Genomic DNA, 22,024 nt, shown 5'->3' with positions numbered 1-22,024 from the left:
TTATGGGTGAAAAAATGCAGCTTCTTAAACAAGAAACCATCCTGCAGGGTGCCAAAGGGGGAGGTGGCAGTTCCCATACTCCGGTTGAGCAGCCAGACGATCTGCTATCGGTCGCAAAGTTAAAAATGCTCATTGCCGTTTCTGAGGGGGAAATACAGGGCGACCTGACCGCTCAGAACATTTTTCTCAACGATACGCCGCTGGCAAACGACAGCGGGGAATATAACTTCAGCGGCGTGAAATGGGAGTTCCGCAAGGGCACACAGGACCAGACCTATATTGCCGGGATGCCCCAGGTCGATAACGAACTGGCGGTGGGCACAACTGTCACCACCACCGCGCCCTGGACGCGCCAGTTTACCAACCTTTCCCTGGATGCCATCCGCATCAAGCTCAGCCTTCCGGTCCAGTATCTCTATAAAGATAACGGCGATATGGTGGGCACGGTTACCGAGTATGCTATCGATTTATCAACGGACGGCGGCGCCTGGAAAACGGTTGTAAACGGCAAGTTTGACGGAAAGACCACGACGGAATATCAGCGTGACCACCGTATCGATCTGCCAAAATCCACGTCCGGCTGGTCTGTCAGGGTCAGGCGTATTACGGCTGATGCCAGCGGATCAAATTCGAAACTGGTTAACGCCTTCAAGGTGTTTTCGTATGCGGAAGTCATCGACAGCAAGCTTCGTTATCCTTTAACCGCGCTCCTGTATGTCGAAGTGGACAGCAGCCAGTTCAACGGTAGCGCGCCGAAAGTGACCTGTAAGATAAAAGGCAAGCTGATTAAGGTTCCGGATAATTACGATCCGATAATCCGAACCTATTCTGGTTCATGGTCCGGCGGGTTCAAAATGGCCTGGTCCAATAACCCTGCCTGGATCTTTTACGATCTGGTTCTGGATGAAATTTACGGCATGGGCACGCGCGTGGATGCGTCCATGGTGGATAAGTGGGCGCTGTATTCAATCGCCCAGTACTGTGACGAAATGGTTTCCGACGGGGCCGGTGGCACCGAACCGCGTTTCACCTGCAACGTTTTCATTCAGAGCCAGGAGGACGCCTGGCAGGTACTTAACGATCTCGCTGCGGTATTTCGTGGAATAACGTTCTGGGGCAACGATCAGATTTATGTCCAGGCAGACGTCCCGCAGGACGATGTTGACTGGGTTTATAACGCCTCAAACGTGATCGATGGGCTGTTTACTTATGCGGGTGGCTCATACAAGAATCGCTACAGCTCCTGCCTGGTGTCCTGGTCCGATCCGCAGAACCATTACAGCGATACCGTTGAGGGGGTCTACGATTCGGCGCTTGTAGAACGTTACGACGTCCGGCAGACGTCCCTGACCGCAATCGGCTGCACCTCGCAAAGTGAAGCGCACCGACGCGGTCGCTGGGTATTGCTCTCCAATGCCAAAGACGGGACCGTATCGTTTGGCGTGGGGCTGGACGGTTACATCCCTCTTCCCGCTGAAATTATCGGTGTCGCCGATCCTTTCCGTTCCGGCAAGGAGAACGGTGGCCGCATAGTGGCGGTCAACGGCCGCCAGATTACGCTGGATCGAGAAATAGACTACGCGGCGAAAGACCGGCTGGTGGTTAACCTGCCAGATGGAAAAGCCCAGACGCGGACAATCAGCGCGGTGAGCGCCGATAAAATAACGGTGACGGTGGCTACGGCATTCAGTCAGGTTCCTGTTGCGGGCGCTGTCTGGGCGATAGACAGTGATAACCTCGCAATACAGTACTTCAGGGTCACCTCAATCGCGGCTAACGACGACAGCACAGGTGGTTTCACTATTACGGCCGTTCAGCACGATCCAAACAAATATCGTTACATCGATGACGGCGTTCGGGTCGAGTCGCCCCCGATCACCGTCACGCCGATAAGCGTCCTGTCTGCTCCGAAGAATATCGTGGTGACTGAGAGCGATCATGTGTCTCAGGGGCTGACTGTAGCAAGCCTGGACGTGTCATGGGATAAGGTAGAGGGCGCAATCCGGTATGTTGCTCAGTGGCGTAAGGACAACGGAGACTGGATAAACGTTCCGGTTACCAGCGCGCAGGGTTTCTCGGTTCAGGGCATTTATTCCGGCAGCTATGACGTGCGCGTCCGGGCGCTGAATGCGCAGGATACGTCGTCACCATGGGGATACGGTGAAACAACTTATCTCTCCGGTAAAACGGGAAAACCGGGTACTCCGCTCAACTTCCTGGCGACCGAAGATGTGGTCTGGCATATCGACCTGACCTGGAAATTTCCGGATGGCTCAGGCGACACGGCCTATACAGAGATACAGCGCGCCACAACTGCCGACTACGCCAATCCTGAACTGCTGGTCCTGGTGCCGTACCCGGCTGCAGATTATCAGCATGGCCCCATGCCTGCCGGCGTTCGCCAGTGGTACCGCGCGCGCCTGATTGACCGTATCGGTAACGCCGGGGACTGGACCGACTGGGTCATGGGCACGTCCTCGATAGATGTCAGCGAAATAACCAATGACATTCTGGAGGATATGAAAGAGTCGGAAACTTTCAAAGACCTGATCGAGAACGCGGTGGACAGCAACGAAAAAATTGCTGGCATGGCTAACGATATCAAACAGGCCAACGACGAACTGGAGCAGCAAGCGAAAGATATCGCCAAAAATGCCCAGGACGTCGGGAAGGTTCAGACCAGCGTTAATGAGATTTCCAGCACTGTCGGGAATGTTTCGTCTTCACTCAGTCAGCTTGAGCAGACCGTTGCGACGGCTGATACCGCCCTGGGCCAGCGAATCGACAACATCAGCGTTTCTATGGACGGCATGACGGGCGGGGTGAAGAACTCTGCAATTGCGATAATCCAGGCCAACCTCGCTCAGGTGGCCACGCGTAAAACCCTTTCTGCATCGGTCGCCGGCAACAGCGCGAATCTGGACCGCATTGATGAAGTGATTGTCAACGACAGGGAGGCAACGGCGCGCTCGCTGCTGAGCCTGCAGACGGACGTTAACGGCAACAAGGCATCCATCAACAGCCTGAACCAGACGTTCTCCGATTACCAGCAGGCTATGGCCACGCAGGTAAACAGCATCACGGCGACGGTGAACGGGCATACCTCAGCCATCACCACCAACGCTCAGGCCATAGCGAACGTAAACGGCGACCTCAGCGCGATGTACAACATCAAGGTTGGTGTCTCCAGCAACGGTCAGTATTACGCCGCGGGGATGGGGATCGGCGTTGAGAATACGCCATCCGGCATGCAGTCGCAGGTTATCTTCCTGGCAGATCGCTTCGCAGTCACCACGGCGGCCGGTAACAGCGTGGCCTTGCCGTTCGTGATCCAGAACGGGCAGACATTCATCCGGGCCAGCTTCATCCAGGACGGCACCATTGAGAACGCCAAAATCGGCAACTATATCCAGTCGAATAACTATGTGGCTGGTTCTGCAGGCTGGAAGCTCGATAAGGGGGGAACGTTCGAAATTAACGGCGTGGCCGGGGGCGGGAGGATGCTGATATCCAGCACCCTCATTCGCATTTACGACAGCAACAACGTGCTGCGCGTCAGAATGGGGTTATGGTAATGCCACAGGGTTTGCAATGCTGGGATAGTGCAGGGCGGGTTGCTGTGGATTTAAGCGATTACGCGATCCGTTACATGGGAAGCGCAACTGTTTCGCTTGCTTCAGGAGATACGTCAAAAAATGTCGCTTTTTCTGGCGCAACGCAGGACGGGACGTTTGTCACAATCGTTTCAACTGGCGTGACTGTAAACGAGTATTTTTGCCGCGCTTATAACGGCGGCTTTACTCTCTACTATCTCCCCACGGGTGGAAGCGCCGCAATCACTCTCAATGTTGAGGTTTATAACTTTCAATGAGCGGATTCGAAGTTTACAACAGCGCCGGGAAACTGCTGGTGGACTCGCAAAACAGGTCGACCCTGTTTTACGATCAGCGCGCGTTGGGGGCCGTAACAGACAAAGGCACTTATCGCGTTAACAGTCCGTTTGGTGATGGCAGTACGCTCGGCTTTACGCAGCAGTCATTCTGGAATGACGGCCGTTTAAGGTGGCTGCAGCTGGGCACGAACAAATACGGTTTTCCTGGTGCTGATATGCTTGAAGATAATGCTGGTAGCATGATCCGGACTGCGCGAAATATTGGCATCCAGAGCGGCTATCTCGATGTGTTTGATAGTGCCGGCAGCCTTATCTGGAGTGCTGCATCAGCCTCTAAGATGCCGAGAGTAGTTGGTTTTTTTGATGTACCAGCGAACTATGACCTGCAGAACAATACCTTTTCAGTCAGTTTAGGCTTCAACCCCTGGATTCTGGTAAACAACTGCCCAGGTAATCTCAGCGATGATGGTACGGTTGTCGGGTATTCAGGTGTGGTGCTCAAATGGACTGGCTCGCAGCTGCAGGGTAGATACATTTCAAATAATCAGCGCAACTGGAGCCAGACGTTTCAGGGGCGGGGCTTAAGAATCCCCATCGCTCAGTTTGTTGGAATTTGACACGGGAGGAACGCGAGGATAATGAGTCGCAATCATATCTTGTTTCACGCCCTTTGCTGAATTAAAGCGATAAATAACATCAAATTTATCTGTTTTTTTATAGCAAATATTACTCAGCCGTTTATTAATATGGCGGCTGAATATTCCATTGCTGCTGTCTGAAATAACTTCCACCTCTCTGGTGGCACAGTCGATATTAACGTGAATATCGCCACCCAGCGATAAACGAGCGGCATCAACGGGATAGTCCATCTGGAATGCGTTATCTGTGTGTTTGTTCGTACATCCAGCCAACAGCAAAAGCGCAGCAGCAAATAAAAGTTTCATTTCAACATTCCTGTTTATGCGGGAACTTCCATTTTATTTGAGTTTAAAAAATAGTCAGATTGATATGAGCGATCAATTTTAAATGATTGATCGCTTTTAACGATCGTTATTATCGTGAGGTAGTTTATGCTTTATAACACCGGCACCATCGCAATTAACGGAAATACCGCAACCGGTACTGGCACAAACTGGACGGCTCCCGCCAGCCAAGTTCGCGCAGGCCAGACGATTATCGTGATGTCTAACCCGGTGCAGCTGTTCCAGATTTCATCCGTGAACAGCGCCACGTCAATGACGGTCACGCCTGCGGCATCCCCGACGCTCAGCGGTCAGAAGTACGGCATTCTGGTATCAGACAATATCTCGGTCGATGGGCTGGCTCAGGCCATGTCGCAGCTCATCAAAGAGTATGACGAGAATATTGGCGCATGGGAGACGTTCGCTACTACCTCAGCGAACCAGAGCATTACCGTAACCATCAACGGCACTGCTGTAACGATCCCTGGCATCGGGAAACTGGCGCAGAAGGGGAGCAACGGAGCCCTGCCGGTTAACCAGGGTGGTACCGGCGCAACGAAGGTGGAAGACGCTCGCACAAACCTCGAGTTGGGAAGTAGCGCCACGAGGAACGCCTACAGTACCTCCGGGGATATGCTTTCCGTTGGTGATTTTGGTGTGGGGGCTGTATTTCCTAGCGGAGCAAGTATCCGCTTACAAGATGGGAGTACCCCATCAGGATTTTATGGTTCTGCAGGGGATGGGTACTCTGAAATTGGTGTTTCAGCGGATCTGACAACTTTGACCATTAACAGAGGGAACAGGCCAACCCGTATTCACCAGTCGTATTCACTCAGGAGAACCTGGTTCTCATATTACAGTGGCTCGTCCTGGTCATATCATGAGGCTTACACCACGGGCAATACCACCAGAGCCAGCGATGGCACGCTCAAAGCAGCATCGCCTGTGGTTAATGTGTTTTCGGATGGATCATACCAGACTAATGATGAATCAGATGGCTGCACTGTAACCCGTCTGGGCATCGGTGAATATCTGGTTGAAGGGTGTGAGGGGCTTAACTCTGATGCTGCCTGGGGCGGCATTGATGGCGGTTTTGATATCCCAACTGACAGGAACAAACAGCCTCTCATCTGGCTGGATTATGAAGTAAATGCTGATGGTTCTGTGCTGGTAAAAACCTATCATCGAACACATCCTGGCGCGCCTGCATTCGCCAGGAACGAAATACAGGGTATTAGCGAGGGGGAGCCGGTCGATATTCCCCGCGACCAGTTTTTGTCCGTCCGTGTCGAAATGCCAGTCGATTCTCTGCACAACCAAAGAATTATCGCGGCGGAGTTGGCCATGACTGCAGATGAAGGTGAATAAGGGGCCGTTTCAATACTGGTTTAAATCTGTTCAGGAATGGTTACGAGTATAAAATTTACAAAACTCATAATTCGAAACGAGAGAGAAACTTAGAAACGAAACGGCGAAGCTTTAAGCAGTGACGGTAGGGCCTGTATCTTGCGGACACTTACAAATAAAACTACTGTATATAAAAACAGTATTCGAGGTGTGTGCAATGGAATTCATCAGGCCAACAGAACTGCGAGAAATTATCGCTCTTCCGCTTTTCAGTGACTTAGTACAGTGTGGTTTCCCAAGCCCCGCGGCTGATTACGTTGAACAGCGTATCGATCTCAATGAGTTACTTGTTGCTCACCCGAGCTCAACATACTTCGTTAAAGCCGCGGGTGATTCAATGATCGAAGCCGGGATCAGCGACGGTGATCTGCTGGTGGTGGACAGCTCACGCACTGCTGAGCATGGTGACATTGTCATCGCCGCGGTGGAAGGGGAGTTCACTGTTAAGCGCCTGCAGTTGCGCCCGACCGTGCAGCTCAATCCTATGAACAGCGCTTACTCGCCGATTATTGTCGGTAGCGAGGACACGCTTGATGTTTTCGGTGTCGTGACTTTCATCGTTAAATCTGCGAGCTGAATATGTTTGCGCTCTGTGATGTGAATTCTTTCTACGCATCATGCGAGACGGTGTTTCGGCCCGATTTGAAAGGGCGGCCAGTGGTTGTTCTCTCGAATAATGACGGCTGCGTAATCGCACGCAGCGCCGAGGCCAAAGCCGCCGGAATTACCATGGGAGAGCCTTTCTTTAAGCAAAAGGATCTATTCCGGCGCGCTGGTGTTGTTTGCTTCAGCAGTAATTACGAGCTCTATGCTGACATGTCCAACCGGGTGATGACAACGTTGGAGGAAATGAGCCCCCGCGTCGAAATTTACAGTATCGATGAAGCTTTTTGTGACCTGACTGGTGTTCGAAATTGTCGTGACCTGACAGACTTCGGGAAAGAGATCCGCGCTACAGTTTTGAAGCGTACGCACCTGACGGTCGGTGTTGGCATTGCCCAGACAAAGACACTGGCGAAGCTCGCAAACCATGCCGCTAAAAAATGGCAGCGGCAAACGGGCGGGGTAGTGGACCTATCCAATCTCGATCGCCAGCGCCGACTGCTTGCTCTGGTTCCGGTGGAGGACGTCTGGGGCGTCGGCAGGCGCATCAGTAAGAAGCTGAACGCCATGGGCATCAAAACGGCTCTCGACCTCTCAGAGCAGAGTACGTGGATTATTCGAAAGCACTTCAATGTCGTCCTGGAGCGAACTGTCCGGGAGCTGCGCGGCGAACCATGTCTGGATCTAGAGGAGTTTGCACCAGCTAAGCAGGAAATTGTCTGCAGCAGGTCTTTCGGTGAACGCGTTACCGAGTACGAACAGATGCGCCAGGCTATCTGCAGCTATGCCGCCCGTGGTGCTGAAAAACTGCGGAGTGAACATCAGTACTGCCGCTTTATCTCTGCGTTCGTGAAAACCTCTCCCTTTGCGCTTAACGAGCCGTATTACGGTAATAGCGCGTCAATGAAGCTTCTCACCCCAACACAAGATTCCCGAGACATCATTAACGCAGCTGTAAAGTGCCTGGACAAAATCTGGAAGGATGGCCACAGGTACCAGAAAGCCGGCATTATGCTGGGTGATTTCTTCAGTCAGGGGGTAGCCCAGCTCAACTTGTTCGATGAAAACGCGCAACGGCCCGATAGTGATAAACTGATGGAGGTTCTTGATCAACTCAATGCCAGAGACGGCAGAGGAACGCTCTACTTTGCCGGGCAGGGCATTCAGCAACAGTGGCAAATGAAGCGAGAAATGCTGTCGCCTCGATATACGACAAGATATTCAGATCTGCTAAGAGTCCGATAAATTTTCCTAACGTTGTGGTCCACTTTGTGCAAGAACGGACAGCGCTCACATAACTAAGAGTATCTTAAATAAATAATCAGCCTGATCTAATATATCATCTTATGCGATTTGTTCATATTAAAGGAAAGACTATTTAAATTTAATCACTCAAGAAGACACATAACTATAATTGATTTTAGCGAAAAAATTAAGTATATTGTGAACCCTATAGGTTATGGAGGTGTTTCCTGTGAAGTATTATTTAGAATCGTTGAGGTTAAAGCAGAAATCCTTAATTGATGGCCTCCAAGCGTCTGTTACTGATTTTGATTTTTGTTCAGAGTGTGTATTATTGCAGGACAATGACCTCCTACAACTTACTGAATATATAAAAACAAACCCCAGTGAAATTGAAGGTGATTTAATTGATCAAGTTAAATTCGAATGCACGAATAAAATTCAAAGCATAAGGAATAAACTAGAAAATAGCGCCCTCACCAATGAGGAATATGTAAGAGCATATTTGTTTTATAAGCCTGAAATAGAACGCGCAAACGCTGCCCTCCATATTAATAGCGTTGAAGATTTCATTGGTAATTATAAAAAAGAAGCATTTGATAGCTTCAACTGTATAGGGGAAACGTCAATATTTTATAAATTAATCTATGCAAAAGCTCTTTCCTATGAAAGTCTACAAGAAAACGCCGTTTACTATAGAATTATTAAGTTGTTGCTCGATAAGTATATGCGCGAATATGAAAAAAATAATTTTGATTACAAATCCTTAATGGTATCTGATGAAGTAAAAGAGAAAATAAAAGACTTGTATGGTCACAACTATTTATGCAGGTACGAGCTTTTTAAAATTGACCATGATAATCAATATATTACCAAGGATGTATTTCCTTATATCTCTGATGAAAATAATAATGGTACCTATCTTATTATCGACAGTAAGAATAAAAACCTTATAGATTTATTCAAAGACCTAATTGCAAAAGGCTACATTCAAGATATTTCATTTAAAATTGATTCAGTTAAGAATCAACTTATCTCGCTTGAAGAAAGAATGTATGGACAGAAGTTTTCGTTCGATTTGGACCGGCTACCTGACTTATCTCGTTTCTATGATATTAATGCCCAAAATGATAATGTTTGGGTTACTGTGGTGAAAGAAGAAAATAAGTTCTCTATAACCTTTGAGGAAACTCTAGAAGACACATTTTATGATAAAGAACTAAATGTTGTGACTAACTTAGTACACTTAGAAGTAACAAAAAAAAATGGAAGTGATGTAATTAGTCATATTGATCATGAGTATATAGTTTATGATGTGGACACTTATTTTAAACGTTTAGATGATCCAGCAGTCAAAGGAGAACATAAAATAAAAACGTTTAAAATAGATAATGCAAAAATCCCGATAAATTATAAATATCAAAACATGAATGTACTTTTTCTTATGGTTTATGAAAGTATGAATAAAAAAGACTTGGTCAGAGAATACTTCGAGGATATAAGGTGATTTGATAAGCTAAAATTGTTTTTTAAATGACCTTGGTCGTTCTGATATGCAAATTGCGTGATGAAATAACACTTCATCACCAAAGCTATCAGATTATATATGAGTTAGTATAAGGTGATCCTTCTGTTATTAAAGTATAGCAATACGCATAATACATAATTTGGTTCTGATGAAAATGTGTGAATTTCCGCTTTTCGCGCATTGCAGCCCTTCGGGATACAGCAGGTCGTCCGCTTTGTGTCATAAGCGGATATTACCTAACACATTGTTAACCTTCTCAGATTTACGCGTTCTACATAGTAAGCGTCGCATCTTATGGGTTATAATTTTTTAAAATATCCAACTAATAAATCCACTCGAATACTTGTCACTAATTTTTATTGCAAAAAGATCATGAAGACTTAGAAATAAATCATTATCTTCTTTAAAAATTAACTCCTCATACTCTGCCATTATCAAACTATGCTGCGTTGTTAGTTTAGATATATTATCCATTTCATTGACAAGCATGGATTTGTTTGCATTGGTGGATGGATCCATAGCAATAAATTTCCGCATCAATGGCATTAGTTGATTAGGGTCTATATTTTTTGTGTTTTCCTTGGCTTTTTTTTGTCTTTCTGAATAGATGGTGTTAATCGCACTTGTATAATTTTTCGCTAAGCTCTTAAACTCTGGATATGAACCAGTAACTAATGCAAGCTCTTCGTACTTGAGGAATAAATCGGTCTTGCATTTTTTTACTGTTATTTCAAGCTCTTCAACTCCTTTTTTTAACTCTGTATTTGCTTTAATAATAGACATTGGGAGAGCTTCATAATGTTGGCCTAATTTTGAATCAGGGGTCATTGTCATATGTACTATTTCATTAGACATGAGCTGATAAGAACCAGATAATTCCCCATACTTTAGGAATAGTTCATTATGTGAAGATGCACAAGAACTTTGTAATTCCATCATTGGCCTGAAGTAATCCTTTATGAGCTCCTCCTGAAGACTTTGGTCTTTTTTGTAACTCTCTAGAATCCCAGCAAAAAGAAATGACCCTAAAGATATAGAGATTATGGCAATTAATAATTGACTAAGAAGTGATTGTGCTCCATTACTCATGAATTATCCTTAAAACATAATACTGAAAAAAGTGGCGCCTGATAGGGGGAAGCGACGGATTGGAAACAAACTTAACTGATGGGTTAGCCATAGTCCAGAACCTTGTTTAAACATTTAGTATGACTGTATGCATCTTAGAAATTTGTGCCAGTAACATTTGAAGCCTTATAATTCATTTAAATCGAAGTCAATTACTCGCTCATTTCAGACGTGACATTTCTCTTTTGCCCTTACGATTGTGATGCCTCGATTATCTCCGGACCCTGGTTCTTCACATTGTCCACGTCGCGCGACACGGCGTGCCAGATAAACTTGTCGGCCCGCGCAGCACCGTCTGCGGCTATATCCTCAGCTTCTTTCTTGCTTATATCTTGGCGCATCCACTCCCGGGCCGCTTCAGGCGACAGAACCAGTGGCCTACGTTCGTGAATGTCGACCAGTCCTTTGTCAGCTGCAGACGTCACTATCAGGAAACCTTCTGCTTCATCGCCACGTTCGAATGGCGTACTGCCGATCGTAGCCATAAATATCGGCTGACCGTCTTCCCGGTGAATGAAATATGGCTGCTTATTGTCACCTTCCTTCTTCCACTCGAACCATCCATCAGCAAAGCAGATTGCCCGGCCATGCTGTCAGAGAGACTTGAACATCCTGCTGTTGGCCGCTGTCTCGAGGCGGGCATTTATCAGTGGTGCTTTATCCCACCATCCAAGCGCGTATGACCAAAGGACCGGGTCGAGATGAAACTGTTCGTCGCGTTCGCTCAACAGCAGCACTTTGGTGCCGGGTGCGACGTTGTACCGGCCAATAGGCTCCGGGTCATAGGCAATGTCGCGATCGGCTTCATCGGCTAGGTAAGCCAGATATTCTTCACGGGTTTGGGCTTGTGCAAAACGTCCACACATAGAAACCTCCAGTCATTAGACTGAAAGTGTAGGGCAGGGAGAAAAAGTAGCGCGCGCTGGTTAAGTCTTACAAACGGATTCGAGGCGATTATGCTGAGGAGTAAGAGAGGCGTAAATCGATAGGAGCTACGCAAAAGTGCCAGTTTTGGGGGCAAATTTGGGGGCAAAATTGAGCCTGGGGCATATTTTGGGGCGTTAAAACGACCTATATTGTCCGATAAAGTCCACACAGTAGTTTCTGTAAGTCGCTGATTAATAACTAAGTTACTGATTTCATGGTGAGTGTGATTTCTACCAAACAGTCTAACGCTGATTATGTTGTTGTGGGGATAAACATTGAGTAAACCGGGGAAAAGCATCCCCCTTTTCGGGCGAAAAGGGGGAGAGGGGCGTTATTTCAGCTCGTCAACCATGGTGATGGCGCGGCCAATGTAGTTCGCCGGGGTCATCGCCTTCAGGCGCGTTTTCTCTTCTTCCGGCAGCGCCAGACCGTCGATAAACTGCTTCATGCCTTCGGCGTCAACGCGTTTGCCGCGGGTCAGCTCTTTCAGCTTCTCGTACGGTTTTTCGATGCCGTAACGGCGCATCACGGTCTGGATTGGCTCCGCCAGCACTTCCCAGTTGTGATCCAGCTCGTCCAGCAGACGGTCGCGGTTCACTTCCAGTTTGCTCACGCCTTTCAGGGTGGACTGATACGCGATCAGCGCGTAGCCAATGCCCACGCCCAGGTTACGCAGTACGGTGGAGTCGGTCAGGTCGCGCTGCCAGCGGGATACCGGCAGTTTGCTCGCCATATGCTGCAGCACGGCGTTCGCCAGGCCCAGATTGCCTTCGGAGTTTTCGAAGTCGATTGGGTTGACTTTGTGCGGCATGGTAGAAGAGCCGATTTCACCGGCGATGGTTTTCTGCTTGAAGTGGTTCAGGGCGATGTAGCCCCACACGTCACGATCGAAGTCGATCAGGATGGTGTTGAAGCGCGCGATGCAGTCAAACAGTTCGGCGATATAGTCGTGCGGCTCAATCTGGGTGGTGTACGGGTTCCACTGAATGCCCAGAGAGGTCACGAACTCTTCGCTGAACTGGTGCCAGTCCACTTCCGGGTAAGCGGCGATGTGGGCGTTATAGTTACCGACCGCGCCGTTGATTTTGCCCAGAATTTCAACCTGCTCCAGCTGACGATACTGGCGCTCCATACGGTACGCGACGTTGGCCATCTCTTTACCCATCGTGGATGGGGTGGCTGGCTGACCGTGGGTACGGGAGAGCAGCGGAATGTCGCGGTATTCCACGGACAGCGCTTTTACCGCGTCGATGATTTTACGCCAGTAAGGCAGGACCACCTCTTTGCGCGCGGTAGAGAGCATCAGCGCATGAGACAGGTTGTTGATGTCTTCAGAGGTACAGGCGAAGTGAATGAACTCAGACACGGCGTGCAGCGCAGGAACGCTTTCCACTTTCTCTTTCAGGAAGTACTCAACCGCTTTCACGTCGTGGTTGGTGGTGCGTTCAATGGTTTTAATGCGCGCGGCGTCTTGTTCGCTAAACTCGGCAACGATTTTATCAAGGTAATCGTTTGCCTTTTCGTCAAAAGCAGGAACTTCCTTGATTGCTGCCTGGGCGGCCAGCTTTTGCAGCCAGCGTACTTCAACCTGAACACGGAACTTCAGCAAACCATATTCGCTGAAGATCCCGCGCAGCGCGCTGACTTTATCGCCGTAGCGTCCATCGACAGGGGATACGGCGGTCAGTGAGGATAATTCCATAATTCGCAACTCCGGGAGGTTAACAATGAGCAAGAATTTGTTTTGCCTGAGTGGTCAGGCGATTACGAGAAAACATTAACTGCAGGCGGCCACCGCCAACCTGGTGCCACAGCACGGCGGCGCGGATCCCTGCCAGCAGGGACGCGCGCACTTTTGCCTGTACCTGCGGGCTTTGCAGTACGGCAGGGGAGCCGGTGACCTGAATACGCGGGCCCAGCGGGCTGATGACGTCAACATAAATGCCGGCCATGGCGCTGAGCAGCGTTTCGGACTGCAGGTCAAAATGATCGAGCTGACGCTGTAACCCGGCAATGCGATCGCCGAGAGTATTCAGCGCGCCTTTTGCTGCGCTCAGCTTACGCTCCAGCACCATCAGGCTCAACGTGTAGCGGGTCAGCTCCGCGTTTAATCCCTGACGGCTGCTGGCGTTAAGCACGCCAAGCAGGGTTTCAAGACCGAGACGAAGATTGGTTTCACTGCCACCGAATACACCCAGGGTCGAGCCGGGGTTGAGATCGATAACGCTGTTCAGTGAAACGTGCAGGGCGTCAGCGTCGCAATGACCCTGATGTGCCAGCTGTTGCACCAGACGGGCTGACTGGCAAATTCCCGCCAGCGCCAGGGTGATGTCATAGTAGTTCTTCGCCACACGGTCTCCTTTATGTGTGCAATCGTATTAAACAGCAGGCAGCGGCAGGCGCTGTTCAATGATCCCGCCGCCCAGGCAGATCTCACCGCTGTAGAAGACAGCGGACTGACCCGGGGTGACGGCGGCAACCGGCTCGTCGAAACGCACGTCAATGCGATCGTCATCAAGCCCGGTAATGGTGCAAGGAATATCGGTCTGGCGGTAGCGGGTTTTCACCGTGCAGCGCAGCGTGCCTTTCAGCGGCTCACGATCGACCCAGTGCAGCTGCTGCGCGATAAGGCCAACGGACATCAGGCGCGGATGATCGTGGCCCTGGGCAACAACCAGAATATTGTTTTCGACGTCTTTGTCGACAACATACCATGGATCTTCGCTACCTTCTTTGGTCCCGCCAATACCCAGGCCTTTGCGCTGGCCGAGCGTGTGGTACATCAGCCCCTGATGCTGGCCAATCTCTTCCCCGTCGACGGTGACAATTTTACCCGGCTGTGCGGGCAGGTAACGTCCGAGGAAATCGCGGAATTTGCGCTCGCCGATGAAGCAGATACCGGTAGAGTCTTTTTTCTTCGCGGTGATCAGGTCCAGCTCTTCGGCGATTTTACGTACCTGCGGCTTTTCCAGCTCGCCGACCGGGAACAGGCTCTGGGCGATTTGCTCGTGGCTCAGCGTATAGAGGAAGTAGCTTTGATCTTTGTTGCCGTCCAGACCGCGCAGCAGCTGGCTTTTGCCATTCACGTCTGCGCGACGCACGTAGTGACCGGTCGCAATATAGTCTGCGCCCAAATCTTCCGCGGCGAATTCCAGGAAGGCCTTAAATTTGATCTCTTTGTTGCACAGAATATCCGGGTTCGGCGTACGGCCCGCTTTGTACTCTTCCAGGAAGAGTTCAAAAACGTTATCCCAGTATTCTGCGGCAAAATTAACGGTGTGCAGTTCAATGCCGAGCTTATCGCATACGGCCTGCGCGTCGGCGAGATCCGCTGCGGCGGTGCAGTATTCCTCGCCATCATCTTCCTCCCAGTTCTTCATGAACAGGCCCTCCACCTTATAGCCCTGTTGCTGTAACAGGTAGGCGGAAACGGAGGAATCGACACCGCCGGACATGCCGACGATCACTTTTTTCTGGCTGTTATCTGACATGGAATACTCACGACATTGAACTTCAAGGCGGCGTATTCTATCACGCCCCCCCACCATTGGCACCCTCTGTAAACGGCCAGTTAAATGCGCCGATAACGTCCAGCGGCAGGCGTGCGCCTGACTGCCAGCAGCGAATGCTTTCCGCAACCAGCGGCGAGCGCAGGTTTGGCGCGTTCAGGATCTCGTCGGCAGTGACCCACAGACAGCGGTCGATATCGTCATCCTGCGGCTCTGTGGCGCACGTTTCGCTAAGCTCAACGGCAAATAAAAAGCGCAGGAACGGGGTGTGGTCAGGTGCGATCCACTGGTGCATGCGGATGAAGTGCTGAGGCTCAGCGTGAATGCCGGTCTCTTCCCACAGCTCGCGTTTTGCTGCCTGCAGCAGGGTTTCATTGGCTTCAAGGTGTCCGGCAGGCTGGTTCCACAGCGCTTTGCCGTTAATGCTCTCTTCGACAACAAGGAATTTACCCCGGGCGTGGACCACGCAGGCAACCGTGACATGAGGTTTAAACATAGTGACTCCTTAAGGGGTGACGTCGCGCCATTCGCCGTTTGCCAGCGTGTCCAGGGTGTAGCTGCCCATGGCGTAGCGAATCAGACGCAGGGTAGGGAAGCCGACGTGCGCGGTCATGCGGCGAACCTGGCGGTTACGGCCTTCATAAAGGGTAATTTTGAGCCAGCTTGTCGGAATGGATTTGCGCTCGCGAATCGGCGGGTTGCGCGGCCACAGCCACTCGGGTTCATTCACGCGCTCAATACCTGCGGGCAGGGTTGGGCCGTCGTTCAACGTCACGCCGCTGCGTAGCGCTGCCAGCGTCGCGTCATCCGGCTCGCCTTCCACCTGGACGAAGTAAATTTTCCCGGTGCGTTTCCCGGGCTGCGTGAGCTTCGCCTGTAAAGCGCCGTCGTTGGTTAAGACCAGAAGGCCTTCGCTGTCGCGGTCCAGACGCCCGGCTGCGTAGACGCCCTGAACGGGGATGTAGTCCTTCAGCGTGCTGCGCCCGGCCTCGTCGGTAAACTGCGGCAAAACATCGTAGGGTTTATTGAACAAAATAACCCGCTTCGGCTGGGTTTCCTGCGGTCTTCTGGCGGCTTGTCGCGAGCTGAATCGCTCAACCCGGTGTTTTGTAAAAGAAGTTTTCTTCATGGTATTTTCAGGCGTTATCAATTGCCGCATTATAGCCTAATAACGAAGACCTTTCATGGCGCAGGACAATCAGGTACTATCGAAGGGCTCATTACAATTTATTAACATAAGATCAGTAACAACCAGAAGCGCTCGAAGGAGAGGTTAATGGAAAGCAAAGTAGTTGTTCCGGCGGAAGGTAAAAAGATCACCCTGCAAAACGGCAAGATTAACGTTCCTCACAATCCGATTATCCCGTTCATCGAAGGTGACGGTATCGGTGTAGACGTTACCCCGGCAATGCTGAAAGTGGTTGATGCCGCTGTTGAGAAAGCCTACAAAGGCGAGCGTAAAATTTCCTGGATGGAAATTTACACCGGTGAGAAATCTACTCAAGTTTATGGCCAGGACGTCTGGCTGCCAGCAGAAACGCTGGACCTGATCCGCGACTACCGCGTTGCTATTAAAGGCCCACTGACGACGCCAGTTGGCGGCGGTATCCGTTCCCTGAACGTGGCGCTGCGTCAGGAGCTGGACCTGTACGTGTGTCTGCGTCCGGTTCGTTACTATCAGGGCACCCCAAGCCCGGTTAAGCACCCTGAACTGACCGATATGGTTATCTTCCGCGAAAACTCAGAAGACATCTACGCGGGTATCGAATGGAAAGCGGACTCTGCTGACGCAGAAAAAGTGATTAAATTCCTGCGCGAAGAGATGGGCGTGAAGAAAATTCGCTTCCCTGAGCATTGCGGCATCGGCATTAAGCCGTGCTCTGAAGAAGGGACCAAGCGTCTGGTGCGTGCGGCGATCGAATATGCGATCACCAACGACCGCGACTCTGTGACCCTGGTTCACAAAGGCAACATCATGAAGTTCACCGAAGGCGCGTTCAAAGACTGGGGCTACCAGTTGGCGACCGAAGAGTTCGGCGGTGAGCTGATCGACGGCGGCCCATGGCAGAAGATCAAGAACCCGAACACCGGCAAAGAGATCATCATTAAAGATGTCATCGCCGATGCGTTCCTGCAGCAGATCCTGCTGCGTCCTGCTGAATACGACGTAATCGCCTGTATGAACCTGAACGGTGACTACATCTCTGACGCCCTGGCAGCGCAGGTTGGCGGTATCGGTATCGCCCCTGGCGCGAACATCGGCGACGAGTGCGCGCTGTTCGAAGCGACCCACGGTACTGCACCAAAATATGCCGGTCAGGACAAAGTGAACCCAGGTTCTATCATCCTGTCCGCAGAAATGATGCTGCGCCACATGGAATGGTTCGAAGCCGCAGACCTGATCGTTAAAGGTATGGAAGGCGCGATCAACGCGAAAACCGTCACCTATGACTTCGAACGTCTGATGGAAGGCGCTAAACTGCTGAAATGCTCAGAGTTTGGCGACGCGATTATCGCGAACATGTAATCCAGATTCTGGGTTAAACAAGAGCGGGGGCCTGAGGGTTCCCGTTTTTTTTGCCTCTGCCTGCGGGAGACAACACGATGTTAGCCACCGTCCTTATCGCTGTCGTTGCACTCATCCATCTCTACATTCTTGTGCTGGAAATGTTCCTGTGGAACACCAAAACAGGGCATAAGGCCTTTAATCTGCGTCCCGACTTTGCGCGCGAAACCCGCGTGCTGGCCGCGAATCAGGGGCTGTATAACGGTTTTCTGGCGGCCGGTCTGCTCTGGAGCCTCTGGCTCGGCGAAAAGGGTATTCAGGTGGCCATCTTCTTCCTGGCCTGCGTACTGATCGCCGGGCTCTTTGGCGCAGCCACCGCCAGCCGAAAAATTTTGTATGTACAGGCCGCGCCCGCACTCGCTGCGCTGCTTGCGTTACTTCTCTGAAGCAATGCTTTGGTTGAGATAACGCCTCCGATATACTCGTGACGTTACCTTTATTGACCTGAGACGAGACAGTTATGCACAACGATATCCCACTGAAATATTATGACATTGCCGATGAGTACGCGACGGAAGCCGCAGAGCAGGTTGCGGAGTCGGAGCGCGACGCGCTGGCACACTATTTCCAGTTGCTGCTCACCCGCTTAGCGAATAATGAGGAGATTAGCGAGGAAGCCCAGCAGGAGATGGCCACTGAGGCCGGGATCCGTGCGGGTCGCATTGATGATATTGCGAATTTCCTCAATCAGTGGGGAAATGAATAGTCTGCTTCAGAAACCGTTATGCTGATGCTTAGCAATACAGCTCAGCATCACGCTATCGGACCACATGCATTTTTTTCGCAGAATATGTGAAGCGGGGGCGTCGATAAACAGCGCGAAAATAACGGTCAGACAAAAGAGTACTGCTGGGAATAGTAAGGATATTTTCACGTTTTTAACCAAAATAGGAGTGTGCGTCAGGGTAATCTACCGTCTGATTGTGACGACTATATGTTTTTGCGTTAAAAATGGAAATGCCCGACTGGAAAAAAACGGACACGCAAGTCTTCTGGTTACGGTGAGATACCGGTGAGTCGCTTCGCCAGTTCGCTGCGGGTGAGTGCTTTTGAAAAATACCATCCCTGGATCAGTGCATCGGGATATCTGCTCGCAATGAAGCGATATTGAACTTCATTTTCCACACCCTCGAAAACAAGGGTTTTATTCAATCTTGCAAGGGCATCGCTGAAGATAGCAAAGATGTTTTGCTTATAATGCTCGCTGATGCCGTCCACCAGCGACTTATCAATTTTGATCTCATCATATTCAAGCAGCGACAGGCGGGCGAGATTCGAGTTTTGCACGCCAAAATCATCTATTGATATTTTAACGCCGAGCGATTTCAGCTCCTGACAGAATCCCTCGAGGATATCTGCCGTGGAAACGGCTTTCTCAGAGAGTTCGACCTTCATCAGGGAAAGGGGAAGGTGATTGGCAAAACACGCACGACGCAAAATGGTAATGAACTGCCCATCTTCAATTTCCTTTCGCCCAACGTTTATGGATACTATCAGCTGATGTTTCATCGCCAGTGGGGCAATCTCTGAAACGGATTTCTCGATAATATTACTGTAATATTTTTTATACAGACCAATCTTCTTAATTAATGGGATAAACAGCTCCGGAGAGACGTCCCCGTGCTTTTGATCGCGCCATCTCGACAGAACTTCGACGCCTACGATTTTTTGATCGTGAATGCGAATAATGGGCTGATAGTTAACGCTGATGGTATTCGTGATGACGGCTTTGATCAGCGTACGTTCCAGAGAAAAACGGTCTTCATAGATGCGGAAGATAAATAACGTTATTGCGATCCAGATAAAACAGAGAATAACCGCGAGAAGCGCAAAGATAAACGGAGGTAACGAGGCCAGCCCGGCGTCGTGATGCTTCACGATGACGCACAGGTCCCACAAGGCGCTGCACTGTGTCAGGGTCAGGGTAAACAACGTCGAATGCAGCCAGCTCTGCTGATTTAGCGCCGTGGCGGCCGAAAAAAAGACTCTGCCGAAGTCTTTGGTGGTAGCACTAAGCGAATAGCTTGCGGTAACCGGAGTGAATTTATCGTAAGCATAGCGGGAGGTGAAGATAATAATATTATTATAAATTGCCGCATTACCCGTGAAAAAGTCTTTTCGCGAAAACTGGGCCAGCAGAAAGCCCCTCGGCGTTTTATGCAGTTCTGCAGGAAGAGCGACGGGCGTCGCGAGTTTCCCCCAAAAAGCGGTACAGACAATTTTTCCCTTCTCAATAAAGCCGATATCGGCAAAATAAAGATTATTAAGCTTAATTTGTCTGTAGCGATCGAGGCTGGTTTTATCACACCCCTGCGTCGTGATGCTTTTGAGGCCCAGCGCCACGCTTTGGGACACGTCTTCTGAATAATGTAAAAGGGTACGGGATATTTCACGCTGTTTGCTCTTCTGCTGACCGATGATTACAGCATTGACCGCATAAAGAGACAGGAAGACCAGAAGCGTTGAAACGATAGCAACGGCAATGAGCTTTTTCATTTTCCAGATATCCAGTCCGCTCCCTGATTTCACAAATCTTAACACAGCCAGGGCAAGGAACAAGCCTGATAGTCACGTCATGTGAGTAAATACCGGCGGGTGAACTCATACGAAAGTATCAGTTTTTTAAGACAATTCTCAGCTAAGCTATTTTCATTGTTATAAGCAATACCGGGTAGCACAGGCGCTTCTTCCAGAACATCCATGCTTGTTTTTTCTATTTAAGGAAAACATCATGCGCAACGTGATGATACCTATTCTTAGCGCTCTGTTTCTTTTTCTGAGCGGCATTTTGATTATTAACTGGCAGCTATGGCAGATGGCGAAGCTTAATAATAGTCATACCGCCACGGCAAGCACCCAAAAAATAGAAAGCATTCTGGCTGAAGCCGCCAGTGCGGCCAACACGGCGAAGCGCGTTGCGGCCGGAGGGTGTAACGGCAGCGGACAGCTGGCGCTGGGGACAGAGGCCGCGCTAAAACCGCATCTGCGCGCCATCATGATCGAGCAGCAGGGTAAAATCATCTGCACTTCCCTTCCCGGGAATGGCGTGTTGATTATTCATCCTGAGACGCTGCCCGTCGAAAAATTGATGCTGCTACCCGGCAATCGGCTGGTAAACGGCATTCCGGTGCTTATTTACCAGATGCCTGTCGCGGCAGGGCGCGTCATCGTCAGCGTGAGTGACGCGCATTTGCGGGACGTCATCGCGAGCGCATCAAACAGCGTAGATCTGGGGCTGGTTGTTGGTGAAAGCATGCTTGGGCGCAACGGTGATGTTACCGGCTGGAAAGCCGCCTCCTGGGCAGGAGCGCTTACGGCGTCAACGCAATTCCCCTTTAGCCTGGCCTGGCAACCGCCTGCCTTCTTTAGCCTGACGCGGCTTCTGCAGCAGGGATGGAGCCTGATTCTGCTGGTTCTTGCGCTATCCGTGGCTGTGGGTATTTTGATCCGCCGTTACAAGGGGAAAAGCACCTCCTTTGAAGACGACTTACGTAAGGCCATTTTGCAGGGGGAGATCGTGCCGTACTACCAGCCGATCGTGAACGGCGATACCGGCGGGCTGTATGGCGTTGAAGTCCTGGCAAGATGGAAGCATCCAAAGTCAGGCTTTATCCCGCCGGATGTCTTTATTCCGATTGCCGAACGTAGCGGTTTGATTATTCCGCTCACCAAAGGGTTGATGGCGAAAGTGGTGACCCAGCTTAAGCCGCTTTTGCCTAAGCTACCGGACGGGTTTCATATCGGGGTGAACATCAGCGCCAGACATATCAATGCGCCTTCCTTCATCGGTGACTGTCGCGTCTTCGGGAACGGGTTTCAGGGTAAAGAGGTTAAACTGGTTCTCGAGGTGACCGAGCGTGAACCGCTGATCGACAATCCTCACCTGGTGGAAAACCTCAACATGCTGCATAACGCCGGCTTTGTCATTGCACTGGATGATTTTGGTACAGGTTATTCAGGTCTTTCATGCCTTAATGCGCTTGCCATTGATTATATTAAAATTGATAAAAGCTTTGTGAACCGGGTTTCAGATGAAAAAGACTCAACGATCCTGCTGGACTGCGTCATTGACCTGGCGAAAAAACTCTCATTGCGCATTGTGGCTGAAGGGGTAGAAACGAAAGCGCAGCTGGAGTATCTCAACCGTAATGAGATTACGCTGTTGCAGGGGTATTATTTTGGTAAGCCCGTCTCCTATATCGATTTTATTAAAGTCATTTTATCTAAGCCCCGGGAGACGGTAAGTTTGTAAAACGAAAT

General features: G+C 50.1%; 19 protein-coding genes and 1 pseudogene. 11 read left to right on the top strand and 9 right to left on the bottom strand.

Going from position 1 to position 22,024, the window contains the following annotated elements; all coding sequences use genetic code 11:
* Nucleotides 1–2 precede the first annotated feature (2 nt).
* From N037_RS01645 to N037_RS01635, 3 genes are read left to right on the top strand one after another with little or no spacing between them, the layout of a single operon-like run.
* The gene (locus N037_RS01645) at nt 3–3,575 is read left to right on the top strand and encodes a host specificity protein J (RefSeq protein WP_032638495.1); all 3,573 of its coding nucleotides are present in this window, start codon (nt 3–5) and stop codon (nt 3,573–3,575) included.
* Nucleotides 3,569–3,871 carry a hypothetical protein gene (locus N037_RS01640; RefSeq protein WP_032638492.1) on the top strand — a complete coding sequence of 101 codons (303 nt, stop codon included), beginning with the start codon at nt 3,569–3,571 and terminating at the stop codon, nt 3,869–3,871. Before N037_RS01645 ends, N037_RS01640 begins: the two co-directional genes overlap by 7 nt.
* Nucleotides 3,868–4,509, top strand: a complete 642-nt coding sequence (locus tag N037_RS01635) for a hypothetical protein (protein ID WP_032638489.1) — start codon at nt 3,868–3,870, stop codon at nt 4,507–4,509. Before N037_RS01640 ends, N037_RS01635 begins: the two co-directional genes overlap by 4 nt.
* Here N037_RS01635 and N037_RS01630 read toward each other — a convergent pair.
* The gene (locus N037_RS01630) at nt 4,474–4,836 is read right to left on the bottom strand and encodes a hypothetical protein (protein WP_050511207.1); all 363 of its coding nucleotides are present in this window, start codon (nt 4,834–4,836) and stop codon (nt 4,474–4,476) included. The genes N037_RS01635 and N037_RS01630 overlap by 36 nt on opposite strands.
* A 126-nt stretch (nt 4,837–4,962) precedes the next feature.
* On the opposite strand from N037_RS01630, the gene N037_RS01625 reads away from it, so the two are divergent.
* The 4 genes from N037_RS01625 (at nt 4,963) to N037_RS01610 (ending at nt 9,613) form a co-directional block, all read left to right on the top strand.
* Nucleotides 4,963–6,222, top strand: coding sequence for a phage tail fiber protein (locus N037_RS01625; protein ID WP_032638485.1), 1,260 nt, complete (start codon nt 4,963–4,965; stop codon nt 6,220–6,222).
* A 196-nt stretch (nt 6,223–6,418) separates the two neighbouring features.
* Nucleotides 6,419–6,838: a translesion error-prone DNA polymerase V autoproteolytic subunit gene (locus N037_RS01620; protein ID WP_028013554.1), complete on the top strand. Its 420-nt coding sequence runs from the start codon at nt 6,419–6,421 to the stop codon at nt 6,836–6,838.
* 2 nt (nt 6,839–6,840) lie between these two features.
* The gene (locus N037_RS01615; protein ID WP_032638482.1) at nt 6,841–8,109 is read left to right on the top strand and encodes a Y-family DNA polymerase; all 1,269 of its coding nucleotides are present in this window, start codon (nt 6,841–6,843) and stop codon (nt 8,107–8,109) included.
* 229 nt (nt 8,110–8,338) lie between these two features.
* On the top strand, nt 8,339–9,613 hold the full coding sequence (locus tag N037_RS01610) for a hypothetical protein (RefSeq protein ID WP_032638480.1): 1,275 nt from the start codon (nt 8,339–8,341) through the stop codon (nt 9,611–9,613).
* Nucleotides 9,614–9,943: 330 nt separating this feature from the next.
* Here N037_RS01610 and N037_RS01605 read toward each other — a convergent pair whose 3' ends face one another.
* The 7 genes and pseudogenes from N037_RS01605 to rluE form a co-directional block, all read right to left on the bottom strand.
* The gene (locus N037_RS01605; protein WP_032638479.1) at nt 9,944–10,723 is read right to left on the bottom strand and encodes a hypothetical protein; all 780 of its coding nucleotides are present in this window, start codon (nt 10,721–10,723) and stop codon (nt 9,944–9,946) included.
* A gap of 230 nt (nt 10,724–10,953) precedes the next feature.
* Nucleotides 10,954–11,628: pseudogene (locus N037_RS01600) on the bottom strand (SOS response-associated peptidase).
* Between the two features lie 392 nt (nt 11,629–12,020).
* Entirely contained in the window at nt 12,021–13,391 is a 1,371-nt protein-coding gene (gene purB / locus N037_RS01595; protein WP_008500757.1) for an adenylosuccinate lyase, read from the bottom strand.
* Nucleotides 13,392–13,410: 19 nt separating this feature from the next.
* Nucleotides 13,411–14,040, bottom strand: coding sequence for a high frequency lysogenization protein HflD (gene hflD, locus N037_RS01590; protein WP_013097081.1), 630 nt, complete (start codon nt 14,038–14,040; stop codon nt 13,411–13,413).
* 27 nt (nt 14,041–14,067) lie between these two features.
* A complete protein-coding gene (gene mnmA, locus N037_RS01585; protein WP_032638477.1) occupies nt 14,068–15,180 on the bottom strand; it encodes a tRNA 2-thiouridine(34) synthase MnmA in 1,113 nt (370 codons plus the stop codon).
* 40 nt (nt 15,181–15,220) lie between these two features.
* Nucleotides 15,221–15,694, bottom strand: a complete 474-nt coding sequence (locus N037_RS01580) for an NUDIX hydrolase (protein ID WP_032638474.1) — start codon at nt 15,692–15,694, stop codon at nt 15,221–15,223.
* Nucleotides 15,695–15,703: 9 nt separating this feature from the next.
* The gene (rluE, locus tag N037_RS01575; protein WP_032638472.1) at nt 15,704–16,357 is read right to left on the bottom strand and encodes a 23S rRNA pseudouridine(2457) synthase RluE; all 654 of its coding nucleotides are present in this window, start codon (nt 16,355–16,357) and stop codon (nt 15,704–15,706) included.
* 117 nt (nt 16,358–16,474) lie between these two features.
* Between rluE and icd the strand changes: the two genes are divergently transcribed.
* From icd to N037_RS01560, 3 genes are all read left to right on the top strand, one after another.
* On the top strand, nt 16,475–17,725 hold the full coding sequence (gene icd, locus N037_RS01570; RefSeq protein ID WP_003857898.1) for an NADP-dependent isocitrate dehydrogenase: 1,251 nt from the start codon (nt 16,475–16,477) through the stop codon (nt 17,723–17,725).
* 77 nt (nt 17,726–17,802) lie between these two features.
* Nucleotides 17,803–18,150: a DUF1304 domain-containing protein gene (locus N037_RS01565; protein WP_032638470.1), complete on the top strand. Its 348-nt coding sequence runs from the start codon at nt 17,803–17,805 to the stop codon at nt 18,148–18,150.
* Between the two features lie 74 nt (nt 18,151–18,224).
* The gene (locus N037_RS01560) at nt 18,225–18,470 is read left to right on the top strand and encodes a DUF2543 family protein (RefSeq protein ID WP_032638468.1); all 246 of its coding nucleotides are present in this window, start codon (nt 18,225–18,227) and stop codon (nt 18,468–18,470) included.
* A 290-nt stretch (nt 18,471–18,760) separates the two neighbouring features.
* Here N037_RS01560 and N037_RS01555 read toward each other — a convergent pair whose 3' ends face one another.
* Complete coding sequence (locus N037_RS01555) at nt 18,761–20,260, bottom strand: EAL domain-containing protein (RefSeq protein ID WP_032638466.1); 1,500 nt, start codon at nt 20,258–20,260, stop codon at nt 18,761–18,763.
* Between the two features lie 235 nt (nt 20,261–20,495).
* On the opposite strand from N037_RS01555, the gene N037_RS01550 reads away from it, so the two are divergent.
* Nucleotides 20,496–22,016 (top strand): EAL domain-containing protein, encoded by a 1,521-nt coding sequence (locus tag N037_RS01550; protein ID WP_032638464.1) that lies wholly within the window; start codon nt 20,496–20,498, stop codon nt 22,014–22,016.
* The last annotated feature ends 8 nt before the right edge of the window (nt 22,017–22,024 follow it).

The sequence above is a fragment of the Enterobacter sp. EGD-HP1 genome (assembly GCF_000733275.2).
Taxonomy (GTDB): Bacteria; Pseudomonadota; Gammaproteobacteria; order Enterobacterales; family Enterobacteriaceae; genus Enterobacter.
This window is presented reverse-complemented; position numbering and strand designations above follow the sequence as displayed.

What these genes read in the sequence shown, in the direction of transcription:
- N037_RS01645 (WP_032638495.1), top strand. Translation starts at nt 3, where the DNA reads ATGGGTGAAAAAATGCAGCTTCTTAAACAAGAAACCATCCTGCAGGGT.
- N037_RS01640 (WP_032638492.1), top strand. Translation starts at nt 3,569, where the DNA reads ATGGTAATGCCACAGGGTTTGCAATGCTGGGATAGTGCAGGGCGGGTT.
- N037_RS01635 (WP_032638489.1), top strand. Translation starts at nt 3,868, where the DNA reads ATGAGCGGATTCGAAGTTTACAACAGCGCCGGGAAACTGCTGGTGGAC.
- N037_RS01630 (WP_050511207.1), bottom strand. Translation starts at nt 4,836, where the DNA reads ATGAAACTTTTATTTGCTGCTGCGCTTTTGCTGTTGGCTGGATGTACG.
- N037_RS01625 (WP_032638485.1), top strand. Translation starts at nt 4,963, where the DNA reads ATGCTTTATAACACCGGCACCATCGCAATTAACGGAAATACCGCAACC.
- N037_RS01620 (WP_028013554.1), top strand. Translation starts at nt 6,419, where the DNA reads ATGGAATTCATCAGGCCAACAGAACTGCGAGAAATTATCGCTCTTCCG.
- N037_RS01615 (WP_032638482.1), top strand. Translation starts at nt 6,841, where the DNA reads ATGTTTGCGCTCTGTGATGTGAATTCTTTCTACGCATCATGCGAGACG.
- N037_RS01605 (WP_032638479.1), bottom strand. Translation starts at nt 10,723, where the DNA reads ATGAGTAATGGAGCACAATCACTTCTTAGTCAATTATTAATTGCCATA.
- purB (WP_008500757.1), bottom strand. Translation starts at nt 13,391, where the DNA reads ATGGAATTATCCTCACTGACCGCCGTATCCCCTGTCGATGGACGCTAC.
- mnmA (WP_032638477.1), bottom strand. Translation starts at nt 15,180, where the DNA reads ATGTCAGATAACAGCCAGAAAAAAGTGATCGTCGGCATGTCCGGCGGT.
- N037_RS01580 (WP_032638474.1), bottom strand. Translation starts at nt 15,694, where the DNA reads ATGTTTAAACCTCATGTCACGGTTGCCTGCGTGGTCCACGCCCGGGGT.
- rluE (WP_032638472.1), bottom strand. Translation starts at nt 16,357, where the DNA reads ATGCGGCAATTGATAACGCCTGAAAATACCATGAAGAAAACTTCTTTT.
- icd (WP_003857898.1), top strand. Translation starts at nt 16,475, where the DNA reads ATGGAAAGCAAAGTAGTTGTTCCGGCGGAAGGTAAAAAGATCACCCTG.
- N037_RS01565 (WP_032638470.1), top strand. Translation starts at nt 17,803, where the DNA reads ATGTTAGCCACCGTCCTTATCGCTGTCGTTGCACTCATCCATCTCTAC.
- N037_RS01560 (WP_032638468.1), top strand. Translation starts at nt 18,225, where the DNA reads ATGCACAACGATATCCCACTGAAATATTATGACATTGCCGATGAGTAC.
- N037_RS01555 (WP_032638466.1), bottom strand. Translation starts at nt 20,260, where the DNA reads ATGAAAAAGCTCATTGCCGTTGCTATCGTTTCAACGCTTCTGGTCTTC.
- N037_RS01550 (WP_032638464.1), top strand. Translation starts at nt 20,496, where the DNA reads ATGCGCAACGTGATGATACCTATTCTTAGCGCTCTGTTTCTTTTTCTG.